This is a genomic window from Achromobacter sp. PD1 (assembly GCF_048541815.1).
Lineage (GTDB): Bacteria > Pseudomonadota > Gammaproteobacteria > Burkholderiales > Burkholderiaceae_B > Achromobacter > Achromobacter bronchisepticus_A.
This window is the reverse complement of the sequence record NZ_CP183349.1, coordinates 4,669,644-4,686,119: the sequence shown is the minus strand read 5'-3', so window position 1 is coordinate 4,686,119 and position 16,476 is coordinate 4,669,644. Positions and strand designations below refer to the sequence as shown.

General features: G+C 67.7%; 16 protein-coding genes. 8 read left to right on the top strand and 8 right to left on the bottom strand.

The window, feature by feature from the left end; translation table 11 throughout:
* Nucleotide 1 precedes the first annotated feature (1 nt).
* Complete coding sequence (locus ACM1PE_RS22085) at nucleotides 2–784, bottom strand: amino acid ABC transporter substrate-binding protein (protein ID WP_059377702.1); 783 nt, start codon at nucleotides 782–784, stop codon at nucleotides 2–4.
* Between the two features lie 236 nt (nucleotides 785–1,020).
* Between ACM1PE_RS22085 and ACM1PE_RS22080 the strand changes: the two genes are divergently transcribed.
* Together ACM1PE_RS22080 and trhA are read left to right on the top strand one after the other, a co-directional pair.
* Entirely contained in the window at nucleotides 1,021–2,064 is a 1,044-nt protein-coding gene (locus tag ACM1PE_RS22080; protein WP_059377950.1) for a P1 family peptidase, read from the top strand.
* 85 nt (nucleotides 2,065–2,149) lie between these two features.
* Nucleotides 2,150–2,779 (top strand): PAQR family membrane homeostasis protein TrhA, encoded by a 630-nt coding sequence (gene trhA / locus ACM1PE_RS22075; RefSeq protein WP_059377703.1) that lies wholly within the window; start codon nucleotides 2,150–2,152, stop codon nucleotides 2,777–2,779.
* A gap of 19 nt (nucleotides 2,780–2,798) precedes the next feature.
* Here the strand turns inward: trhA and ACM1PE_RS22070 are convergent, their stop codons facing one another.
* Nucleotides 2,799–3,272, bottom strand: coding sequence for an Lrp/AsnC family transcriptional regulator (locus ACM1PE_RS22070; protein ID WP_419340939.1), 474 nt, complete (start codon nucleotides 3,270–3,272; stop codon nucleotides 2,799–2,801).
* 138 nt (nucleotides 3,273–3,410) lie between these two features.
* Between ACM1PE_RS22070 and kynU the strand changes: the two genes are divergently transcribed.
* Complete coding sequence (kynU, locus tag ACM1PE_RS22065; RefSeq protein ID WP_059377717.1) at nucleotides 3,411–4,661, top strand: kynureninase; 1,251 nt, start codon at nucleotides 3,411–3,413, stop codon at nucleotides 4,659–4,661.
* Nucleotides 4,662–4,738: 77 nt separating this feature from the next.
* Nucleotides 4,739–6,145 carry an amino acid permease gene (locus tag ACM1PE_RS22060; protein ID WP_059377720.1) on the top strand — a complete coding sequence of 469 codons (1,407 nt, stop codon included), beginning with the start codon at nucleotides 4,739–4,741 and terminating at the stop codon, nucleotides 6,143–6,145.
* An 81-nt stretch (nucleotides 6,146–6,226) separates the two neighbouring features.
* On the opposite strand, the gene ACM1PE_RS22055 is transcribed toward ACM1PE_RS22060, so the two are convergent.
* From ACM1PE_RS22055 to ACM1PE_RS22040, 4 genes are all read right to left on the bottom strand, one after another.
* Entirely contained in the window at nucleotides 6,227–6,640 is a 414-nt protein-coding gene (locus ACM1PE_RS22055) for a VOC family protein (protein WP_059377722.1), read from the bottom strand.
* Nucleotides 6,641–6,718: 78 nt separating this feature from the next.
* Nucleotides 6,719–7,411, bottom strand: a complete 693-nt coding sequence (locus ACM1PE_RS22050; protein ID WP_059377724.1) for a helix-turn-helix transcriptional regulator — start codon at nucleotides 7,409–7,411, stop codon at nucleotides 6,719–6,721.
* A 76-nt stretch (nucleotides 7,412–7,487) separates the two neighbouring features.
* On the bottom strand, nucleotides 7,488–8,459 hold the full coding sequence (locus tag ACM1PE_RS22045; protein WP_059377728.1) for a hypothetical protein: 972 nt from the start codon (nucleotides 8,457–8,459) through the stop codon (nucleotides 7,488–7,490).
* A complete protein-coding gene (locus ACM1PE_RS22040; RefSeq protein WP_187774082.1) occupies nucleotides 8,456–9,466 on the bottom strand; it encodes a tripartite tricarboxylate transporter substrate binding protein in 1,011 nt (336 codons plus the stop codon). Before ACM1PE_RS22040 ends, ACM1PE_RS22045 begins: the two co-directional genes overlap by 4 nt.
* Nucleotides 9,467–9,628: 162 nt before the next feature.
* On the opposite strand from ACM1PE_RS22040, the gene ACM1PE_RS22035 reads away from it, so the two are divergent.
* Complete coding sequence (locus ACM1PE_RS22035; protein ID WP_059377956.1) at nucleotides 9,629–10,585, top strand: LysR family transcriptional regulator; 957 nt, start codon at nucleotides 9,629–9,631, stop codon at nucleotides 10,583–10,585.
* Here ACM1PE_RS22035 and ACM1PE_RS22030 read toward each other — a convergent pair.
* Nucleotides 10,582–11,442 carry a hypothetical protein gene (locus tag ACM1PE_RS22030; RefSeq protein WP_059377730.1) on the bottom strand — a complete coding sequence of 287 codons (861 nt, stop codon included), beginning with the start codon at nucleotides 11,440–11,442 and terminating at the stop codon, nucleotides 10,582–10,584. The two genes, ACM1PE_RS22035 and ACM1PE_RS22030, sit on opposite strands and share 4 nt — an antisense overlap.
* 143 nt (nucleotides 11,443–11,585) lie before the next feature.
* The gene (locus ACM1PE_RS22025) at nucleotides 11,586–12,053 is read right to left on the bottom strand and encodes a CopD family protein (RefSeq protein ID WP_059377732.1); all 468 of its coding nucleotides are present in this window, start codon (nucleotides 12,051–12,053) and stop codon (nucleotides 11,586–11,588) included.
* A 136-nt stretch (nucleotides 12,054–12,189) separates the two neighbouring features.
* Here ACM1PE_RS22025 and ACM1PE_RS22020 point away from each other — a divergent pair, with 136 nt between their 5' ends.
* The 3 genes from ACM1PE_RS22020 to ACM1PE_RS22010 all read left to right on the top strand — a co-directional run bounded on the left by ACM1PE_RS22020 (nucleotide 12,190) and on the right by ACM1PE_RS22010 (nucleotide 16,419).
* Complete coding sequence (locus ACM1PE_RS22020) at nucleotides 12,190–12,699, top strand: sigma-70 family RNA polymerase sigma factor (protein WP_118934836.1); 510 nt, start codon at nucleotides 12,190–12,192, stop codon at nucleotides 12,697–12,699.
* On the top strand, nucleotides 12,678–13,691 hold the full coding sequence (locus ACM1PE_RS22015; protein WP_419340936.1) for a FecR domain-containing protein: 1,014 nt from the start codon (nucleotides 12,678–12,680) through the stop codon (nucleotides 13,689–13,691). Before ACM1PE_RS22020 ends, ACM1PE_RS22015 begins: the two co-directional genes overlap by 22 nt.
* Before the next feature lie 112 nt (nucleotides 13,692–13,803).
* Nucleotides 13,804–16,419: a TonB-dependent hemoglobin/transferrin/lactoferrin family receptor gene (locus ACM1PE_RS22010; protein ID WP_419340934.1), complete on the top strand. Its 2,616-nt coding sequence runs from the start codon at nucleotides 13,804–13,806 to the stop codon at nucleotides 16,417–16,419.
* Nucleotides 16,420–16,476: the final 57 nt, after the last annotated feature.

Below are 16,476 nucleotides of genomic sequence, written 5' to 3'. Positions count from 1 at the left end.
CTTATTGCGCCGACAGGTCCGTGCCGAAATACTTGACCGAGATGGTCTTGTAGGTGCCGTCCGCCTTGATGTCGGCCAGCGCCTTGTTGATGGCGGCCTGCAGTTCGGGATTGCCCTTGCGGATCAGCACGCCCGAATTGCTGAACTCGGCGGTCTTGTCGGTGGCGGCGATCTTTACCTTGGCATTGGGCTTCTGCTTCTTGAAGTCCAGGAACGACAGGTTGTCGTTCACCGTGGCTTCGACGCGGCCCGAGGTCAGCAGGTCGATGGCTTCATTGAAGCCCTGCACCGCGATCACTTCCGCGCCATGCTTTTGGGCCAGCTTGCCGAAGTTGCTGGTCAGCGTGTTGGCGGATTTCTTGCCCTTCAGGTCGTCGAAGGACTTGATGCTGGTGTTGTCGTCGCGCACGATCAGCACGGCGGCGGACGAGATGTAGGGATCCGAGAAGTCGTACTTGGCGCGGCGCGCGTCGGTGATGCCGACCTGGTTGATCACCGCGTCGTAGCGCTTGGCGTCCAGGCCGGCGATCAGGCCGTCCCACTTGCCTTCGACGAATTGCGCCTTGACGCCCAGGCGTTCCGCGATGGCGCGGCCGATGTCCACGTCAAACCCGGTAAGCTGGCCGGATGCGTCATGGAAAGTGAAGGGGGCGTAGGTGCCTTCGGTGCCGATCTTGAACACGCCGGCGGATTTGATCTGGTCCAGTCCGGATTGGGCATGGGCCGCGGACAAGGCGGCGACCTGGACGAGGCCGGCGACGAACAGCGTACGGAAGAGTTTCATGGCGGTGCTCCACGGATGGCAGATATCTCGGTGGAGAGCATCCGTGCCTGCAATGCCCTCCGGCGTAGCCGCACTCTAACAACGCGTCTATTTTTCCACAAAGCATAAGGAATAGTAAAAATATAGCGGCAAGTCATATGGCGATACCCATGCTCCGGCGCGTTGCCGCCGGGGTTCATCCAGGCAGGACTTCAGTGGAGATCGGTGTGGAACAGCAATGGAACAGGCGGGCTTTCATGATCGCGGCCGCAGGCGCGGCAGCAGCAAGCGCAATGCCCGCCCAGGCCGCGGACGGCACGCGGCTGATGCCGGGCAGCGGCAGCATCACGCAGGTGGCGGGTTTGCGGGTGGGGCACTACACCGACACGCGCCGGCCCACGGGCTGCACCGTCATCATCGCCGAGGCCGGCGCGACCGCCGGGGTCGACGTGCGCGGCGCGGCGCCGGGCACGCGCGAGACCGACCTGCTCAATCCCGTCAACATGGTGGAGAAAGTGCACGCCGTGGTGCTGTCCGGCGGCAGCGCCTTCGGCCTGGATGCGGCTTCGGGCGTCATGCGCTATCTGGAAGAAAAGAAGATCGGCTTCGACGTGGGCGTGGCGCACGTGCCCATCGTGCCTTCGGCCATCCTGTTCGACCTGGGCGTGGGCGACGCCTCGATCCGGCCCGACGCGGCCGCGGGCTACCAGGCCTGCAAGTCGGCCACGGACGCCGCGCCGCAGGAAGGCAATGTGGGCGCGGGGGCGGGCGCGACGGTGGGCAAGCTGTACGGTCCCAAGCGCGCCATGAAGGGCGGCATCGGCAGCGCCTCGCTGACCGTGGCGGGCGTGACGGTGGGCGCCATCGTCGCGGTCAATGCGGTGGGCGACGTGGTGGATCCGGCCACCGGGCGCGTCCTGGCAGGCGCGCGCACCGCCGACGGCAAGATGCTGCTGGATACCCGCGCCGCGATCCTGGCGGGCGATTTGCCCAAGTCCATGCGCCCAGGCACCGCCACCACCATAGGGCTGGTCGCCACCGACGCCAAGCTCACCAAGGCGCAGGCGCAGAAGATCGCCGGCATGGCGCATGACGGCCTGGCCCGCACCATCAATCCCATCCACACCATGCTGGATGGCGACACCATCTTCGCGCTGGGCACGGGCACGTCCGGCAAGCCGGGCAACGTGATGCTGCTGGGCGTGATGGCGGCCGAGGCGATGGCGATCGCGGTGCAGCGCGCGATCCTGTCGGCGCGCGCGCTGGAAGGCTATCCGGCGGCGGTGGACTTCGTTTCCTGATGGCCGCGCGTCCTGACCTCGGCCTGTCACACAAGGGCGCCATCATGGATGGCGCCGGCGCGTGGCCGGCGGGCGGAGGGCGTGCATGTACAAGGGCGAACGATTCAACGGCGCGACGCACCTGGCCGGCCTGGCGCTGGCGGTGGCCGCTTCGGGCGCCCTGATCGCCCGCGCCGCCGAACTCAAGGTGGACACGCGGCAGGTGGTTGCCTGCACCGTGTTCGCCGCGTCGATGATCGCCGTCTATGCCTCTTCTGTACTGTTCCATTGCTCGCGCGGCCGCCGCAAGGCCTGGTGGGCCAAGGCCGACCATTGCGCGATCTACCTGCTGATCGCCGGCACGTACACGCCGCTGGCCTACGGGCCGGTGGAGCATGGCTGGGGCGCGGCCATGGGTGTGGCGATCTGGCTGCTGGCGGCGGTCGGCATCAGCCGCGAGCTGTGGTGGGCGCGGGGCGCGGCGCCGGCCCTGCCGCTTTATCTGGCGATGGGCTGGCTGGGCGTGATGTTCGCCGCGCCGATCGCGGGCGCCTTGTCCGCGGCTGGGCTGGCCTGGCTGCTGGCGGGCGCGACGGTCTATACCGCCGGTACGCTGTTCTACGCCAACGACCAGCGCTGGCCGCATGCCCACGGCATCTGGCACCTGTTCGTCATGGGCGGCACCGCCTGCCACTTCGTGACGGTGTTCGGCTTCCTGCGGCTGAGCCCGGCCTGAGCGGGGTTTCAGCGGGCCGCTAGCGCCAGCTTGCCAGCGGCAGCATGCCGCCGCGGTCCTTCACTTTGCGCATGACGATATGCGAGGACAGGTTCCGCACGCCCGGGATCTTGCTGAGCTTGTCTTCGACGAACTGTGAGAACGCCTTCAGGTTGCGCGTGCACACCGTCAGGATGTAGTTGGACGCGCCCGTCACGATGCTGGCCTCGGTGATCTCGTCATGCAGGGCGATGCCGGCCAGGAATTCCTCGTGCCAGCCGGGACGCGACTGGTCCAGCGATACATGGACGATGGCCTCCAGCTCGAAACCCAGTTTTTCGGCGTCCAGCACGGCGCGATAGTGGCGGATCAGCCCGCTTCCTTCCAGCGCGCGCACCCGCCGCAGACAGGCCGAGGGCGACAGCGCCACCTGCTCGGCCAGGTCCTGGTTGCTGAGGTGGCCGTTCTCTTGCAGCCGGTAAAGAATGCGCTGGTCTATGGCGTCGATCTGCATGGTGCAATCAAATTCCAAAAAAGTGGATTATGTGCAATTCAATGCGGAAACCTAGGGTAATCCGCGCCTGAATTTGCAATTTATCAGCCTGATCGCGCTGATAGTATGTAGCCAGAATATAGCCCCCCGGAGCACAAAATGAACACCCGTGAAGCCTGCGTAAATGCCGACCGCCAGGATCCCCTGGCGCCCCTGAAGGACCGTTTCGACCTGCCGCCCGGCGTCCTCTACATGGACGGCAATTCCCTGGGCGTGCTGCCCAAGGAGGCCGCCGGCCGCGCCGCCGCCGTGATCGGCCAGGAATGGGGTTCGGGCCTGATCCGCAGCTGGAATACCGCGGGCTGGTTCGAACTGCCCACCCGCCTGGGCGACAAGCTGGGCCGCCTGCTGGGCGCGCGCGAAGGCGAGCTGGTCGTGACCGACACGACCTCGCTGAACATCTTCAAGGCGCTGGCCGCCGCCTTGCGCATCCAGCAGCACCAGCACCCCAAGCGCCGCGTCATCCTGTCCGAACGCGACAACTTTCCGACCGATCTCTACATGATCCAGGGCATGATCGACCTGCTGCAGCAGGGCTACGAAATGCGCCTGATCGACGACGAACTGCCGCTGGAAAAGGCGCTGGACGAGTCCGTGGCGGTGATGCTGCTGTCGCACGTGAATTACCGCAGCGGCCAGATGCACGACATGGCCGCGGTGACCGCGCTGGCGCACGAGCGCGGCGCGCTGGCGATCTGGGACCTGGCTCACGCCGCGGGCGCGGTGCCGGTGGACCTGAACGGCGCGGACGCCGACTTCGCCGTGGGTTGCACCTATAAATACCTGAACGGCGGCCCGGGCTCGCCCGCCTTCATCTGGGTGGCGCCGCGCCACACCAAGGACTTCTGGCAGCCGCTGTCCGGCTGGTGGGGCCACACGCGGCCGTTCGACATGACCGTGGCCTACGAGCCCGCCGGCGGCGTGCGCCGCTATTTGTGCGGCACCCAGCCTATCGTGTCGCTGTCGCTGGTGGAATGTGGCCTGGACGTGGCGCATGCCGCCGACATGGCCGAGGTGCGCAAGAAATCGCTGGCGCTGGGCGACCTGTTCATCGCGCTGGTCGAAGAGCGCTGCGCCGGCCATCCTCTCACGCTGGTGACGCCGCGCAAGCACGCCGACCGCGGCAGCCATGTCAGCTTCCGCCATCCCAACGGCTTCGAGGTGATGCAGGCCCTGATCGCGCGCGGCGTGATCGGCGACTATCGCGAACCCGAGGTGCTGCGCTTCGGCCTGACGCCGCTGTATTTCGGCTATGCCGATGTCTGGGACGCCGTCGACATCCTGAAGGACGTGCTGGACACGCGTTCCTGGGACAAGCCGGAATTCAAGCACCGCGCCGCCGTGACCTGAGCGCCGCAACATAACCCCATTGCGCGGGCCAAACCGGCCCTGTATCCACAAAGAGAGCGCGGGACCTGGAGGAGACAATGCAACAACAAAAAGGATTCGGCCAGATCGCCGAACGCGAGCAGGGCCTTAAGCGGCGGCTGACGTCGGGGCAGATGAGCATGATCGCCATCGGCGGCGCCATCGGCACGGGCCTGTTCCTGGGCAGCAAGTTCGCCATCGGCTTTGCCGGACCCAGCGTGATCATCAGCTATGCCATCGGCGGCTTGATCACGTTGCTGCTGATGGGCTGCCTGGCGGAAATGACGGTGGCGCATTCCACCTCGGGCTCCTTCGGCGCCTATGCCGAACACTACGTCGGCCCGCTGGCGGGGTTTCTGGTGCGCTACGCGTACTGGTCCTGCGTGGTGCTGGCGGTAGGCACCGAAGTCACGGCCGTGGCGGAATACATGAAGTTCTGGTTCCCGGACGTGCCCGGCTGGCAGTGGGTCTGCCTGTTCTCGGCAGTGCTGATCTTCATCAACGCCATGAGCGTCAAGACCTTCGGCACGGTCGAATACTGGTTCTCCACGATCAAGATCACCGCCATCGTGGCCTTCATCATCCTGGGCGCCTACGTGGTCTGGGGCAATCCGCAGTACGGCACAGCGCTGTACACCTCGCATGGCGGGTTCTTCCCGAATGGCGTCTGGGGCATGTGGATCGCCGTGGTCATCTCGATCTTCAGCTATCTCAGCGTGGAGATGATCGCGGTGGCGGCGGGCGAGGCCGAAGACCCCGAGCGCGCGGTCAAGCAGGCGTTCCGCGCCACCATCGTCCGGCTGGTGGTGTTCTACCTGCTGACGCTGGCGCTGATCCTGGCCATCGTGCCCTGGGACGAGGCCGGCAAGGGCGGCAGCCCCTTCGTCAAGGTGATGCAGGCGCTTGAGATCCCGGGCGCGGCAGGCGTCATCAACTTCATCGTGCTGGTGGCGGCGCTGTCGGCCATGAACAGCCAGCTCTACATCACCACGCGCATGATGTTCAGCCTGTCGCGCGCCGGCCATGCGCCGTCCGCGTTCGGCAAGCTGACGCGCAGCGGCACGCCGCTGAACGCGTTGCTGCTGTCCACCAGCGGCATTGCCATCGCCGCGGTGCTGAACGTGCTGTACCCCGAGACCTCGTTCACGCTGATGATGGCGATTTCGATGTTTGGCGCGCTGTTTACGTGGATGATGATTTTCGTGACCCACTACTGCTTTCGCCGCCGCTGGGCGCGCGAAGGCGGCGGCAAGCTGTCGTTCCGCATGCCGGGCTTTCCGGTGCTGACGCTGCTGGGCGCGGGCGCGATGCTGGCCATTTTGGCCACCACCTACTTCACCAGCGTTTTCAAGATGACGCTGGTGTTCGGCGTGCCCTTCCTGGTGGTGCTGGCCGTGCTGTACCAGCTGCTGTTCCGCAGGCGTGGCGAAACGGTGGCGCTGACCCCGCGCGGCCAGCGTTCCTGATATTGCTACGCCCGGTTCAGCCACGGGCCTGGGGCCAGCGCCTCAGGCCCGTATTTCATGAGCGCGCGGCATGACTGCGCTTCAAGCGCTGGCCATGGCCGGCGCGGGCTGCTCCGCAGCTTGTTCCTGAGGCGCCGGCGCGAACACGCGCAACCGGTGGCCGTCGGGGTCCAGCGCCACGAAGGTGCGGCCGAAATCCATGTCGGTGGGCGCTTGCAGGATGGGCAGGCCGCGCAGGCTCCAGTCCAGGTGGCGGCGGTCCAGCGCCTGCGCGTCAGCAACGGTGAAGGCGAGTTCGGTCGCGCCGCCGCGGCCGGCGGCGGCAGGTTCCACCGTGTAGCGCGACCACAGGCCCAGCATCAGGCCGGAATCCAGCCTGAACAGCGCGAAGGTGGGGGAGCTTTCCGTGGGTGGACGCTGCAGCAGGGCGCTGTAGAACGCGGCGCTGGCGGCGGGCTTTTCAACGTAGAAAATCACGAAATTGGTGTCTGACATGATGCGCTCCGGGTGGTAGACGCGCTCATCTTAGACAGGGGTACTGTCAGTTTTTGGCAGTAGCTTTCAGCCGCGTTTTCAGCCGCAATTCTTCGGCGTGCGATCGATCGCGCGCCACTCCTTCAGCAGCGCATGGCGGCGCTTGGGATAACGCTCACCGGGCGTCAGCGTGGCGATGCGGTCGGTGCGGAAATGGCGGAAATCCTGCCGCAGTTCGCACCAGGCCATGACGATGCGCACGCTGTCGAAAAAACCCAGCGCGAACGGCCAGATCACCCGCGTGGAATCGGCGCCCTTGTCGTCGCGGTAGGTGATGTCGATCTTCTGTTCGCAGCGTATGGCCTGGCGGATCAGCGACAGGTCCACGCGGTCCACCACCTGCATCGAACTGGGACCGACCAGCAGCGGTATCGCGTCCAGCCCGTCGCGCAGTTCGCCCGGCAGCACGGCGCCGATCTTGGCCAGCGCGTTGCTCGCGGCCTGCGCCAGGCGCGGGTCGGCGCGGTCCGCCACCCAGCGGGTGCCTAGCACCAGCGCCTCGATCTCCTCGGTGCTGAACATCAGCGGCGGCAGCATGAAGCCCGGCCTCAGCACGTAGCCCACGCCCGGTTCGCCCTCGATCTCGGCGCCCTGCGATTGCAGGGTGGCGATGTCGCGGTACAGCGTGCGGATGCTGACGCCGAGGTCGGCGGCCAGTTGGCGGCCGCTGACGGGGCGGCGATGGCAGCGCAAGGTCTGCATCAGGCCCAGGAGGCGTTCGGTGCGGGACATGGGGGCGGACGGGGATGACGGATCCATAATGCTGCCACGAAATGGCAGCAGGCGGGGCCCGTCCGCAGCGGGGATGTCAGGCGGGCGGCAGGGCCATCAGCCAGTCGTGCACGCGGGCGGCCAGGTCCAGGCTGTTGCGGTCCATCATCAGCATGTGCGAATTGCCGGCGATGCCCAGTTCGGGCAGCGGCAGCAGGGTGACGCAAGCGTGCCGCCGCGCGAAATCGCGCACCCGCTCGCGCATGCGCGGCCAGCGCGGGTCCGTGTCCATGTTGTCGCCCATGAGGATCAGCGTGGGCGTGCGGTAGCCGGCGTCCAGTTCCGGGATGCTGGCCGGCTCCAGCGCCACCACGGCGCGCACCAGATCGGGCCGGGCGGCGGCCGCGCGGATGCCGAATACGCCCGCCTGCGAATGGCAGATGACGATCATGCGGCCGACCCGCTCCAGCAAGGCCAGATAGCCGCGCAGGACGGCGGCGTCGGTATGCACCCAGCGCGGCACCATCTGCGCGGCCAGCTCGCCGAAGGCTTCCACCGGGAACTGCGTGTTGCCATAGGCGCTGCCGGGGCCGGGGCGGGCGCCCGGGCGGCCGATGCGAAAACGCGTGTAGCAGTCTTCCTGCGCCTGCACGATGGGGCCTTCCGGCCAGATCTCGGGGACCGGCGCGTAGCCCGAGCGGCCGCGTTCCACGGCATCGCAGAGATAGGCGTCCCAGCCGCGCCGCAGGAAGGCATGGAGCCAGCCCTGGCGGCCGTCGGGCGTGGTCTCCCACGCCGCGCCGGTCATGCCGCCGCCATGCCAGAAGGCCAGGGGCGGGCGGCCGCTGGCCGGCTCGGCCAGGAAGTACTGCGCGTACATCTGCTCGACGCGGTAGGTGCCGTTGGGGTCCAGCGCGACGGGCTGGCCGCCCTCGGCCATGACGACTTCGCGCCGCGGCAGACCGGATAAGCTGACCTCGCGCCCGCCGACATGGAAGGCGCCCATGTCGCGCAGACGGATCGGCGCGAGCGCGTCCGATGCGGCGCGGCCGGGTTCGTCCGCCATCATTCCGCCCGGATGTGGTTGGCCTGGATCACGTCCTTCCAGCGCGCGGTCTCGGCCAGCACGAAGTCGCCCAGCGCCTGGCGCGGGCCGGCGGCGGTTTCCACGCCCAGTTCGCGCATCTTGGCGGCGACCTCGGGCGCCTGCAAGGCGTCGTTGAAGGCTTGGTGCAGCGCGGCCAGCGTGGCGTCCGGCGTGCCGGCCGGCGCCATGATGCCGAACCAGGGCGTGATCAGGAAATCGGCCACGCCGGCCTCCGCGAAGGTCGGCACGTCCGGAATGGCCGGCGCGCGCTTGGCGCTGGCCACGGCCAGGGCCCGCAGCTTGCCCGCGCGGATGTTCGCCAGCGATGCCGGCAGGTTGTCGAAATACATGTCGACCTGGCCGCCCAGCAGATCGGCCGCGACCTGTCCGGCGCCCTTGTAGGGGATGTGCGCCACGTCGATGCCGGTGCGCAGCTTCAGCAGTTCGGTGGCCAGGTGGGCCGAGCCGCCCACGCCCGACGAGGCCGAGTTCAGCTTGCCCGGATGGGCGCGGGCGTAGGCCAGCAGCTCGGCCACGGTCTGCGCCGGCACCTTGGGATTGACGACCAGCACGCTGGGCACCGTGCCGACCATGGCGACGGGCGCGAAGTCCTTGACGATGTCGTAGGGCGCGGGCTGGTAGAGCGAGGGCGCGACCGTGCAGCCGAAGGCGCACATCAGCAAGGTGTAGCCGTCGGGCGCGGCGCGCGCCACCGCCTGCGCGCCGATGTTGCCGCCGGCGCCGGCGCGGTTTTCCACGATCAGGGGCTGGCCGAGGCGCTTGGCCAGGCTGTCGCTGAGGATGCGGGCCAGGATGTCGGGCGTGCCGCCGGCGGGGAAGGGCACCACCAGCGTCACGGGGCGTTCGGGGAAGGCGGCGGCGGCCGGTTGGGCTGCGCCCGCCAGCAGCGCTGCGCCGGCCAGCGCGGCCGCCATCCAGCGGCGGGGGGAAGCGCGCCAGCGCGCGGCGGTCGGGCCCAAGGGGTTCATTGCGGCAGTCTCCGGAAAGTCGGGTCGGGTGCGGAAGGCCCCGATCTGCCGCGGACTGTAGCCAAGGCCGGCGGCCTTGCCCAATGCTGGCTGCGCAAGCCATATATGTCGAAAATGGTATGGAATTTTCAAAGCATGCATTTCAGGCATAGTATGGGCGGCATGAGCGACGCCCAATCCTTGCCCTATCTGCGCCGGCTGGACATGAACCTGCTGCTGACGTTCGACGTCCTGATGCGCACTCGCAGCGCCACCGCCAGTTCAGCCCTGCTGCATAAGACGCAGCCCGCCATCAGCCGTGACCTGGCGCGCCTGCGCCGCCGGCTGGAAGATCCCTTGCTGGTGGTGGTGAAGGGCCGATTCATTCCAACGGAGCGGGCGCTGGAACTGCATTCGGCGGTGCATGACGCGCTGGCGCAGATCGAAGCGGCGCTGCGTCCGGCCGAGGCTTTCGATCCGGCCAAGGCCAGCGGCGTGGTCAACATCGGCACCGGCGCGCACAGCGAGATCCTGCTGGCAGCGCCGCTGATCGAACGGCTGCACCGCGCCGCGCCGGGCATCACGCTGCGTTTCCAGTCGGTGCACGGAGACTTCGTGCCGGACGATCTGGACGCGGAACGGTTGGACATGGCCATCGGCCTGTTCGGCAAGGTGCCGGCGCGTTTCCATCGCGATACGCTGCTGAAGGACCGGCGCGTGTGCGTGGTGTCGGCGCGGCATCCCTGGGCAGGCAAGCGGGCGCTGGCGCTGGCCGATCTGCCGTCCATCAAGTGGTTCGCCTTCGCGCACATGTATGGCCGCGAAACCAACTTCGACCGCGCGCTCAAGCCGGATGCCAGCCGGCTGGAATTTTCGGCCTACCTGTCCGGCTTCGGCATCACGCCCTATGTGCTGCTGGACACTGATTACGCCACCACCATGCCGGCCAGCGTGGCGCGGGTGCACGCCCGGCATTTCCCCCTGGCGACGCTGGAACTGCCTGCCAGCCTGCGCAAGATCGAACTGGTGATGGTGTGGCCGCGGCGCCTGCATACGTCGCCGCTGCAGGCCTGGCTGCGCGGGCAGATCCGCGAGGTGCTGCGGGAACGCGTGGACGCTCCCGCAGCCGGTGCGGCTTAGGAACCGACCTTCTTGCCCGTCGCCACGTCGATGGCAGAGCCGTCTTCCAGGCTGACGCGGTAGATCTCGCGCACCACGTTGCCGGCGAAGCCGATCTCGACGATGGACACGTCCTTGAAGGTGGTGTTGATGCCGTCCGGCAGCACGGCGTTGAACTTGTCGGACTCCTGCTTCATGGCGTCCTGCAGGCGCGTGTCGTACAGCGCCATGCTGTAGACCAGCGTGGTGTGCGGATTGTGCGCGCGCACTTCCTTGCCGTCCTGCATGATGTTCACGCCGCTCACGCCCATGGTCTTGACCAGGTCTTTTCCGGCGTCGCCCATCTTGGCGTAGACCGGACCGGTGACGCGCGGCAGCGGGCCATCGCGCAGCGGCGCCAGCGCGGCGGTTGCGACGGTGTTGTAGCGCATCATGTCCTCGAAGCCCTGGCCGCTCTTGACCACGCCCAGGTCCAGCCACCACGGATGGCCCGCGCCCTTGGCGGCTTCGGTGGGATAGAAGTTCTTCAGCGTGACCTGCAGCGGGGCCGGCGGCTTGGGCAGGGCCTTGAGCATGCGGGCGGGCGTTTCAGGGTCGGCGCTGTGGATGTGCACCACCGTCACGTGCGGCATGTTGGGTGTTTCGGCCTCGGTCTTCAGGCCCAGCTGGAGCAGGTCGGCCTTCAGCGTGCCGTTGATCTTGGCGTCCAGGATGGCGTTGACGTCCTGGGGCAGGCGGTAGACCACGCCGTAGGTCGCCTTGTGTTCGCGGAACCCGGTCTGGTCCAGGGCGCTGTTGTCGATGGGAGCGGCGGCATGCGCGGCCGAGGCGGAAACGAACAGGCCGAGGGCGGCCAGCTGGAAGACACGCTTGATCATGGAGATTCCTTTTGTTTGTGTGAGCCCGCGAGAGTCATCCGCAGTGTGGCCAGCGCGGATGTAATGCGTATTGCACCAAGCAAAAGAATTCCGATACCAGCCTGCACATGCCCGATAGCTCGCGGGCGCCGGCTGATATCCAGCTACCCCAGAAAGACGATGGCCACGATGGCGATGCCCAGCAGCAGGTTGATGCCCACCCAGCGGCGTATGCCGCCCATGGCCTGGCCGCCCTGGGGCCAGTCGGACGCGGCGACCGCCGCCCGCAGCTGCGGGTAGAGCACGAAGCGGATGTAGGCGTAGATGGCCGTCATGACCAGGCCGCCCGAGGCCATGAGGGTCCAGCTGCGCGGCATGAAGAAGGCGCCGCCCGTCTGCGCCGCCTGGCTGGCTTCCTGGCCGATCATGATCGCGCCCGTCGCCAGGATCAGAAGAATGGCCGCCAGCACTGCATTCAGGAACGGCCCCAGCACCGCCGCCATCAGCCGCAGCCGGACCGGCGGTTCCAGCTGCGCGGCCGCCGGCCGCAGGAAACAGTGCGCGAAAAGCATGCCCCCGACCCAGAGGATCACGGCCATCAGGTGGATGAATTTGAGCGCGGCATAGAGCATGGGGCAGGCCTGTAGGGAGGAATCCGTCCCCATCATATCGCCGTCAAGCTCGGCGCGCGGGCTTGACCGGAATCATGGTTTTGCATTTAGAATGAGATTGATTTCTATTTGTGATTGAAAGTTCAGGGAGCCACCCGTGCCGAATCCCGCGGTCGCCGCCGGCGACAACGTCCATCTGCTGTACCGCGCTCATCATGGATGGCTGCATGGCTGGCTGCGCGCCAAGCTGGGCAACAGCTTCGACGCCGCCGACCTGGCGCAGGACACCTTCGTGCGGGTGCTGCGCCACCGCCACGAACTGGACGCCTTGCGCGAGCCGCGCGCCTATCTCACCACCATCGCCAAGCGCCTGCTGCTGAACCACCATCGGCGGCGCTCGGTGGAGCAGGCCTATCTGGAAGCCCTGGCCTTGATGCCGGAGGCGCTGGCGCCCTCGGCCGAGCAGCGCCTGATCATCCTGGAAACGCTGCAGGAAATCGACGAGATGCTGGCCGGCCTGTCGCTGCCGGCCCGCCAGGCCTTCCTGATGGCGCAGCTGGAAGGACTGAGCCATGGCGAAATCGCCGCCCGCCTGAACGTGTCGCTGCGCACCGTGCATCGCTACATCGCCAAGGGATTCGAACAATGCATCATGGCGTCGATCTGAACCCGCAGGCCGAGGCGGCGCCCGAGCTGCCCGCCGTCGAACGCAGCGTGGCGCGCGAGGCCGCGCGCTGGCTGCTGCGGCTGAGTTCGGGCCGCGCCACCGACGCCGACCAGCGGGCCTGTGAACTGTGGCGCGCCAGCAAGGCCGAGCACGAGCACGCCTGGCAGCGCGCGCAGCGCGTGAATGAGCGCTTCGGCCTGATCCCGGCGGCGCTGGGCATGGCCACCTTGAACCGCCCCGGACTCGGAAGCCGCCGTGCCGCGCTCAAGACGCTGATTGCGCTGGTGGCGGCCGGGCCCGTCGGTTGGGCAGCCTGGCGCGCCGATCCGCTGGACTGGACCGCGGACTACCGCAGCGCGCCGGGCGAACGGCGCGAAGTGGCGCTGGCGGATGGCTCCACGCTGCTGCTGAACACGGCCAGCGCCGTCGACGTGATGTACAGCTCCACGGCGCGCCTGCTGCGCCTGCGCGCCGGCGAGATCGCGGTGCATGCCGTGGCCGACACGGCGCCTGCGCCGCGGCCCTTCGTGGTGCGCACGAGCCTGGGAGACATCGAGGCGCGGTCCTCGCGATTCTGCGTGCGCCAAGAAGGCGGCGTGTGCCGCGTCAGCGTGCAGGAAGGGCGGATCCGCGTCGGCAGCGCCGCGCATCCGCGCAGCCTGGTCAGCCTGGAGGCCGGCCAGCAGAGCAGCCTGACGGACGCGGGCGCGTCGCCGCCATCCCCTGCGGATCCGCATGCCAGCGACTGGCAACGTGGCGTGCTGTATGCCAACCGCATGCGGCTGGACGCCTTCGCGGCCGAACTGGGCCGCTACCGTTCCGGCATCCTGCGTTGCGATCCCGAGGCCGCGCATCTGCGCATCTCGGGCGCGTTCCAGGTGCGCGATACCGATGCGGTCCTGGCGGCCTTGCCCGCGACCTTGCCGGTGCGGGTGCGCTATCGCACGCCGTACTGGGTGACGATCACCTTGCGCGCGGCTGCCGAGGCCTGAATCCGCGCTGTTACAAAAAAGGGGAGGGCCAGCTGTCCGATTCCGATTTCACGAGGGTCATGGTCTGTAGAGGCAAACGAATGCCGACACCTTTTGGATCGAAAGGACGACCATGGCTTATCTTCCCGCCGGCCGCGCAAGCGGCTCCCGACCCGCCCGAGGCCTGCAATGCCGCATGACCCGCCTGGCCGCCGCCGTGCATGCCGCCCTGGCGCTGGCTGCCGTGTCCGCCGCCTTGCTGCCCGCAAGCGCCGCGTGGGCGCAGTCCGCGCAGCAGACGCAGGCGCGCGGCTATCGCATTCCGGCGGGTGCGCTGGCCGAGGCGCTGCCGCGCTTTGCCGACAGCGCGGGCGTGACGGTGCTGTTCGACGCGGCGCTGGTGGGCCAGCGCCGCACGGCGGGACTCGATGGGGTCTATTCCGTGAATGAAGGCTTTGCGCGCTTGCTGGCGGGCAGCGGCCTGGGCGTGCAGGAGCGCAGCGCCCGCGTTTACGTGTTGCAGGCATTGTCCGCGGACGTGACGCAGTTGGCGCCGGTCCAGGTGGAAGGCGAGGGCGCGCCGGTCGCACCGGCCTGGGAAACCAGCACCGACCGCAAGCGCCTGGACGAACTGCAGGTCAAGAACTGGAGCGATTTCGGCAAGCGCGCCGAGCCCGGCGTGAGTTTCAACCGCACGACCAACAGCATCAATATCCGCGGCCTGGACCAGGACCGTGTGCTGACGCGCGTGGACGGTATCCGCCTGCCATGGCTGGACGACGGCGCGCGGGGCCTGAAGGGCGGCCTGGAAGCGGTGGATTTCAACAGCCTGTCGCGATTGGACATCGTGCGCGGCGCCGACGCCAGCGGCGGCGGCTCTGGCGCGATTTCCGGCACTGCCGACCTGCACACGCTGCAACCGTCTGACCTGCTGACCGACGGCAAGACCTTCGGCGCGCTGGCCAAGACCGACTACGACACGGCCGACAGCAGCTGGGGCGCCAACGCCGCGCTGGCGGGCCAGATCCACAGCAACACGTTCTGGCTGGTGCAGGCGGGCGTACGCAACGGCCATGCCCTGGACAATCGCGGCGACGTCGGCGGCTATGGACCCAAGCGCAGCGAACCCAGCCCGGAAGACTACGACCAGCGCAGCTTCCTTCTGAAGCTGCAGCAGCGCGTCGAAGGCGGCCACCGCTTCGGCCTGACCGGCGAATACTTCAAGCGCAACGCCGACATCGACAGCATGTTCGAGCAGGGCGCGGGCACCAGCTATCTGTACGGCGAAAACAGCACCCGCAAGGAAACCGAGCGCCAGCGCGTGTCCTTCGATTACTCGTACAAGGCGCCCGGCGCGGACAGCCTGATCGACACGGCCAGCGCGGTCGTCTATTGGCAGCGCCTGCAGCTGGACAGCTCGCTGAGCGGCGTGCGCAGCGTCGATTCCCGGGCCTACGCCATACCGGGCGATCCGTTCCGTTACGGCTATCCCAGCGGGCCATATGGCCGCAGCAACTCCATCCGTCAGACCATGTTCGGCGCCAATGCCGAGATCACCAAGCGTCTGGCAGGCGCGTCGGTGTCGCAGTTGTGGACCGTGGGCGGGGAATGGTACGGCAACAAGACCGAGCAGTACTCCGGCGGCTACGACAATTGCCCGGCGATCCCGGCAGGCACGCGGGCGCCGATGGGTCCGCGCCTGTGCGACATGCTGCACACCAACCAGGCCGACGTGCCGCAGTCCAAGGGCAACCAGTGGGCTCTGTGGGTGCAGGACGAATTCAGCTTCGCCGACGGCCGCTACACCATCATGCCGGCGCTGCGCTACGACCACTACGAACAGAAGCCGCAGTCCACGGCCAGCTACGAAAGCAACCCGAACGCGGGCGCGCTGCCGCCGTCCAACAGCGGCAGCCGTTTTTCGCCCAAGCTGCTGGCCACCTGGAAGGCCGCGGACGAACTCAGCCTCTATGCCCAATACGCATACGGCTTCAAGGCGCCCAGCCCGACGCAGCTCTACACCAACTATGGCGGCCCCGGCACCTACCTGCGCGTGGGCAATCCCTATCTGAAGCCTGAAACCAGCAAGGGCTGGGAGCTGGGCGCCAAGATCGGTTCCGATTCCCTGGGCGGCGCGGTATCGTTGTTCGACAACCGCTACCAGAACTTCATCGACGGCGACGTGCCGCTGAACGCGTCCTCGCCCCAGTGGCAGCCGGGCTGGGCCGGACAGTACCCCTTGGGCGTGACCGGCAACGTCAACCGCGCCAAGGTGCGCATCTACGGCGCCGAAGCCAGCGCGCACTGGAAGTTTTCGCCCGGCTGGCGCACCTGGGGTTCGCTGGCGTGGGCCGTGGGCAAGGACGAAAGCACGGGGCAGTACCTGAACTCGGTGGCGCCGCTGAAGGCGGTGCTGGGCCTGGGCTATAGCCGCGATGCGTGGGGCGTGGACGCCATGCTGACCACCGCCCTGAAGCGCGACAAGGTCGAGTACCCCGATGCCACGGCCACGGCCCGCAATCCCGATTTCCAGGCGCCCGGCTACGGCGTGGTGGACCTGATGGGCTATTGGCGTCCGGCCGCGGTGAAGGGCCTGCAGGTGCAGGCGGGCGTTTTCAACCTGTTCGACAAGAAGTATTGGGAGGCCATCAACGTGCCGACCGCCGGCGCCATCGCCATTCCGCGGCCGGTCGATTGGTACACGGAACCGGGACGCAGCCTGCGCGTCTCACTGACATACCAGTATTGATCCAGACCCGCCGCCGGTCCGGACCATACCGGGGCGGCGGTGGTTTACGCAAACCTT

Excerpts from the sequence above, each read along its gene's own strand:
- ACM1PE_RS22045 (WP_059377728.1), bottom strand. The coding sequence starts at position 8,459 with ATGATGGCGGACGAACCCGGCCGCGCCGCATCGGACGCGCTCGCGCCG.
- ACM1PE_RS22040 (WP_187774082.1), bottom strand. The coding sequence starts at position 9,466 with ATGAACCCCTTGGGCCCGACCGCCGCGCGCTGGCGCGCTTCCCCCCGC.
- ACM1PE_RS22085 (WP_059377702.1), bottom strand. The coding sequence starts at position 784 with ATGAAACTCTTCCGTACGCTGTTCGTCGCCGGCCTCGTCCAGGTCGCC.
- ACM1PE_RS22015 (WP_419340936.1), top strand. The coding sequence starts at position 12,678 with ATGCATCATGGCGTCGATCTGAACCCGCAGGCCGAGGCGGCGCCCGAG.
- kynU (WP_059377717.1), top strand. The coding sequence starts at position 3,411 with ATGAACACCCGTGAAGCCTGCGTAAATGCCGACCGCCAGGATCCCCTG.
- ACM1PE_RS22060 (WP_059377720.1), top strand. The coding sequence starts at position 4,739 with ATGCAACAACAAAAAGGATTCGGCCAGATCGCCGAACGCGAGCAGGGC.
- ACM1PE_RS22035 (WP_059377956.1), top strand. The coding sequence starts at position 9,629 with ATGAGCGACGCCCAATCCTTGCCCTATCTGCGCCGGCTGGACATGAAC.
- ACM1PE_RS22025 (WP_059377732.1), bottom strand. The coding sequence starts at position 12,053 with ATGCTCTATGCCGCGCTCAAATTCATCCACCTGATGGCCGTGATCCTC.
- ACM1PE_RS22030 (WP_059377730.1), bottom strand. The coding sequence starts at position 11,442 with ATGATCAAGCGTGTCTTCCAGCTGGCCGCCCTCGGCCTGTTCGTTTCC.
- ACM1PE_RS22070 (WP_419340939.1), bottom strand. The coding sequence starts at position 3,272 with ATGCAGATCGACGCCATAGACCAGCGCATTCTTTACCGGCTGCAAGAG.
- trhA (WP_059377703.1), top strand. The coding sequence starts at position 2,150 with ATGTACAAGGGCGAACGATTCAACGGCGCGACGCACCTGGCCGGCCTG.
- ACM1PE_RS22080 (WP_059377950.1), top strand. The coding sequence starts at position 1,021 with ATGATCGCGGCCGCAGGCGCGGCAGCAGCAAGCGCAATGCCCGCCCAG.
- ACM1PE_RS22050 (WP_059377724.1), bottom strand. The coding sequence starts at position 7,411 with ATGTCCCGCACCGAACGCCTCCTGGGCCTGATGCAGACCTTGCGCTGC.
- ACM1PE_RS22055 (WP_059377722.1), bottom strand. The coding sequence starts at position 6,640 with ATGTCAGACACCAATTTCGTGATTTTCTACGTTGAAAAGCCCGCCGCC.
- ACM1PE_RS22010 (WP_419340934.1), top strand. The coding sequence starts at position 13,804 with ATGGCTTATCTTCCCGCCGGCCGCGCAAGCGGCTCCCGACCCGCCCGA.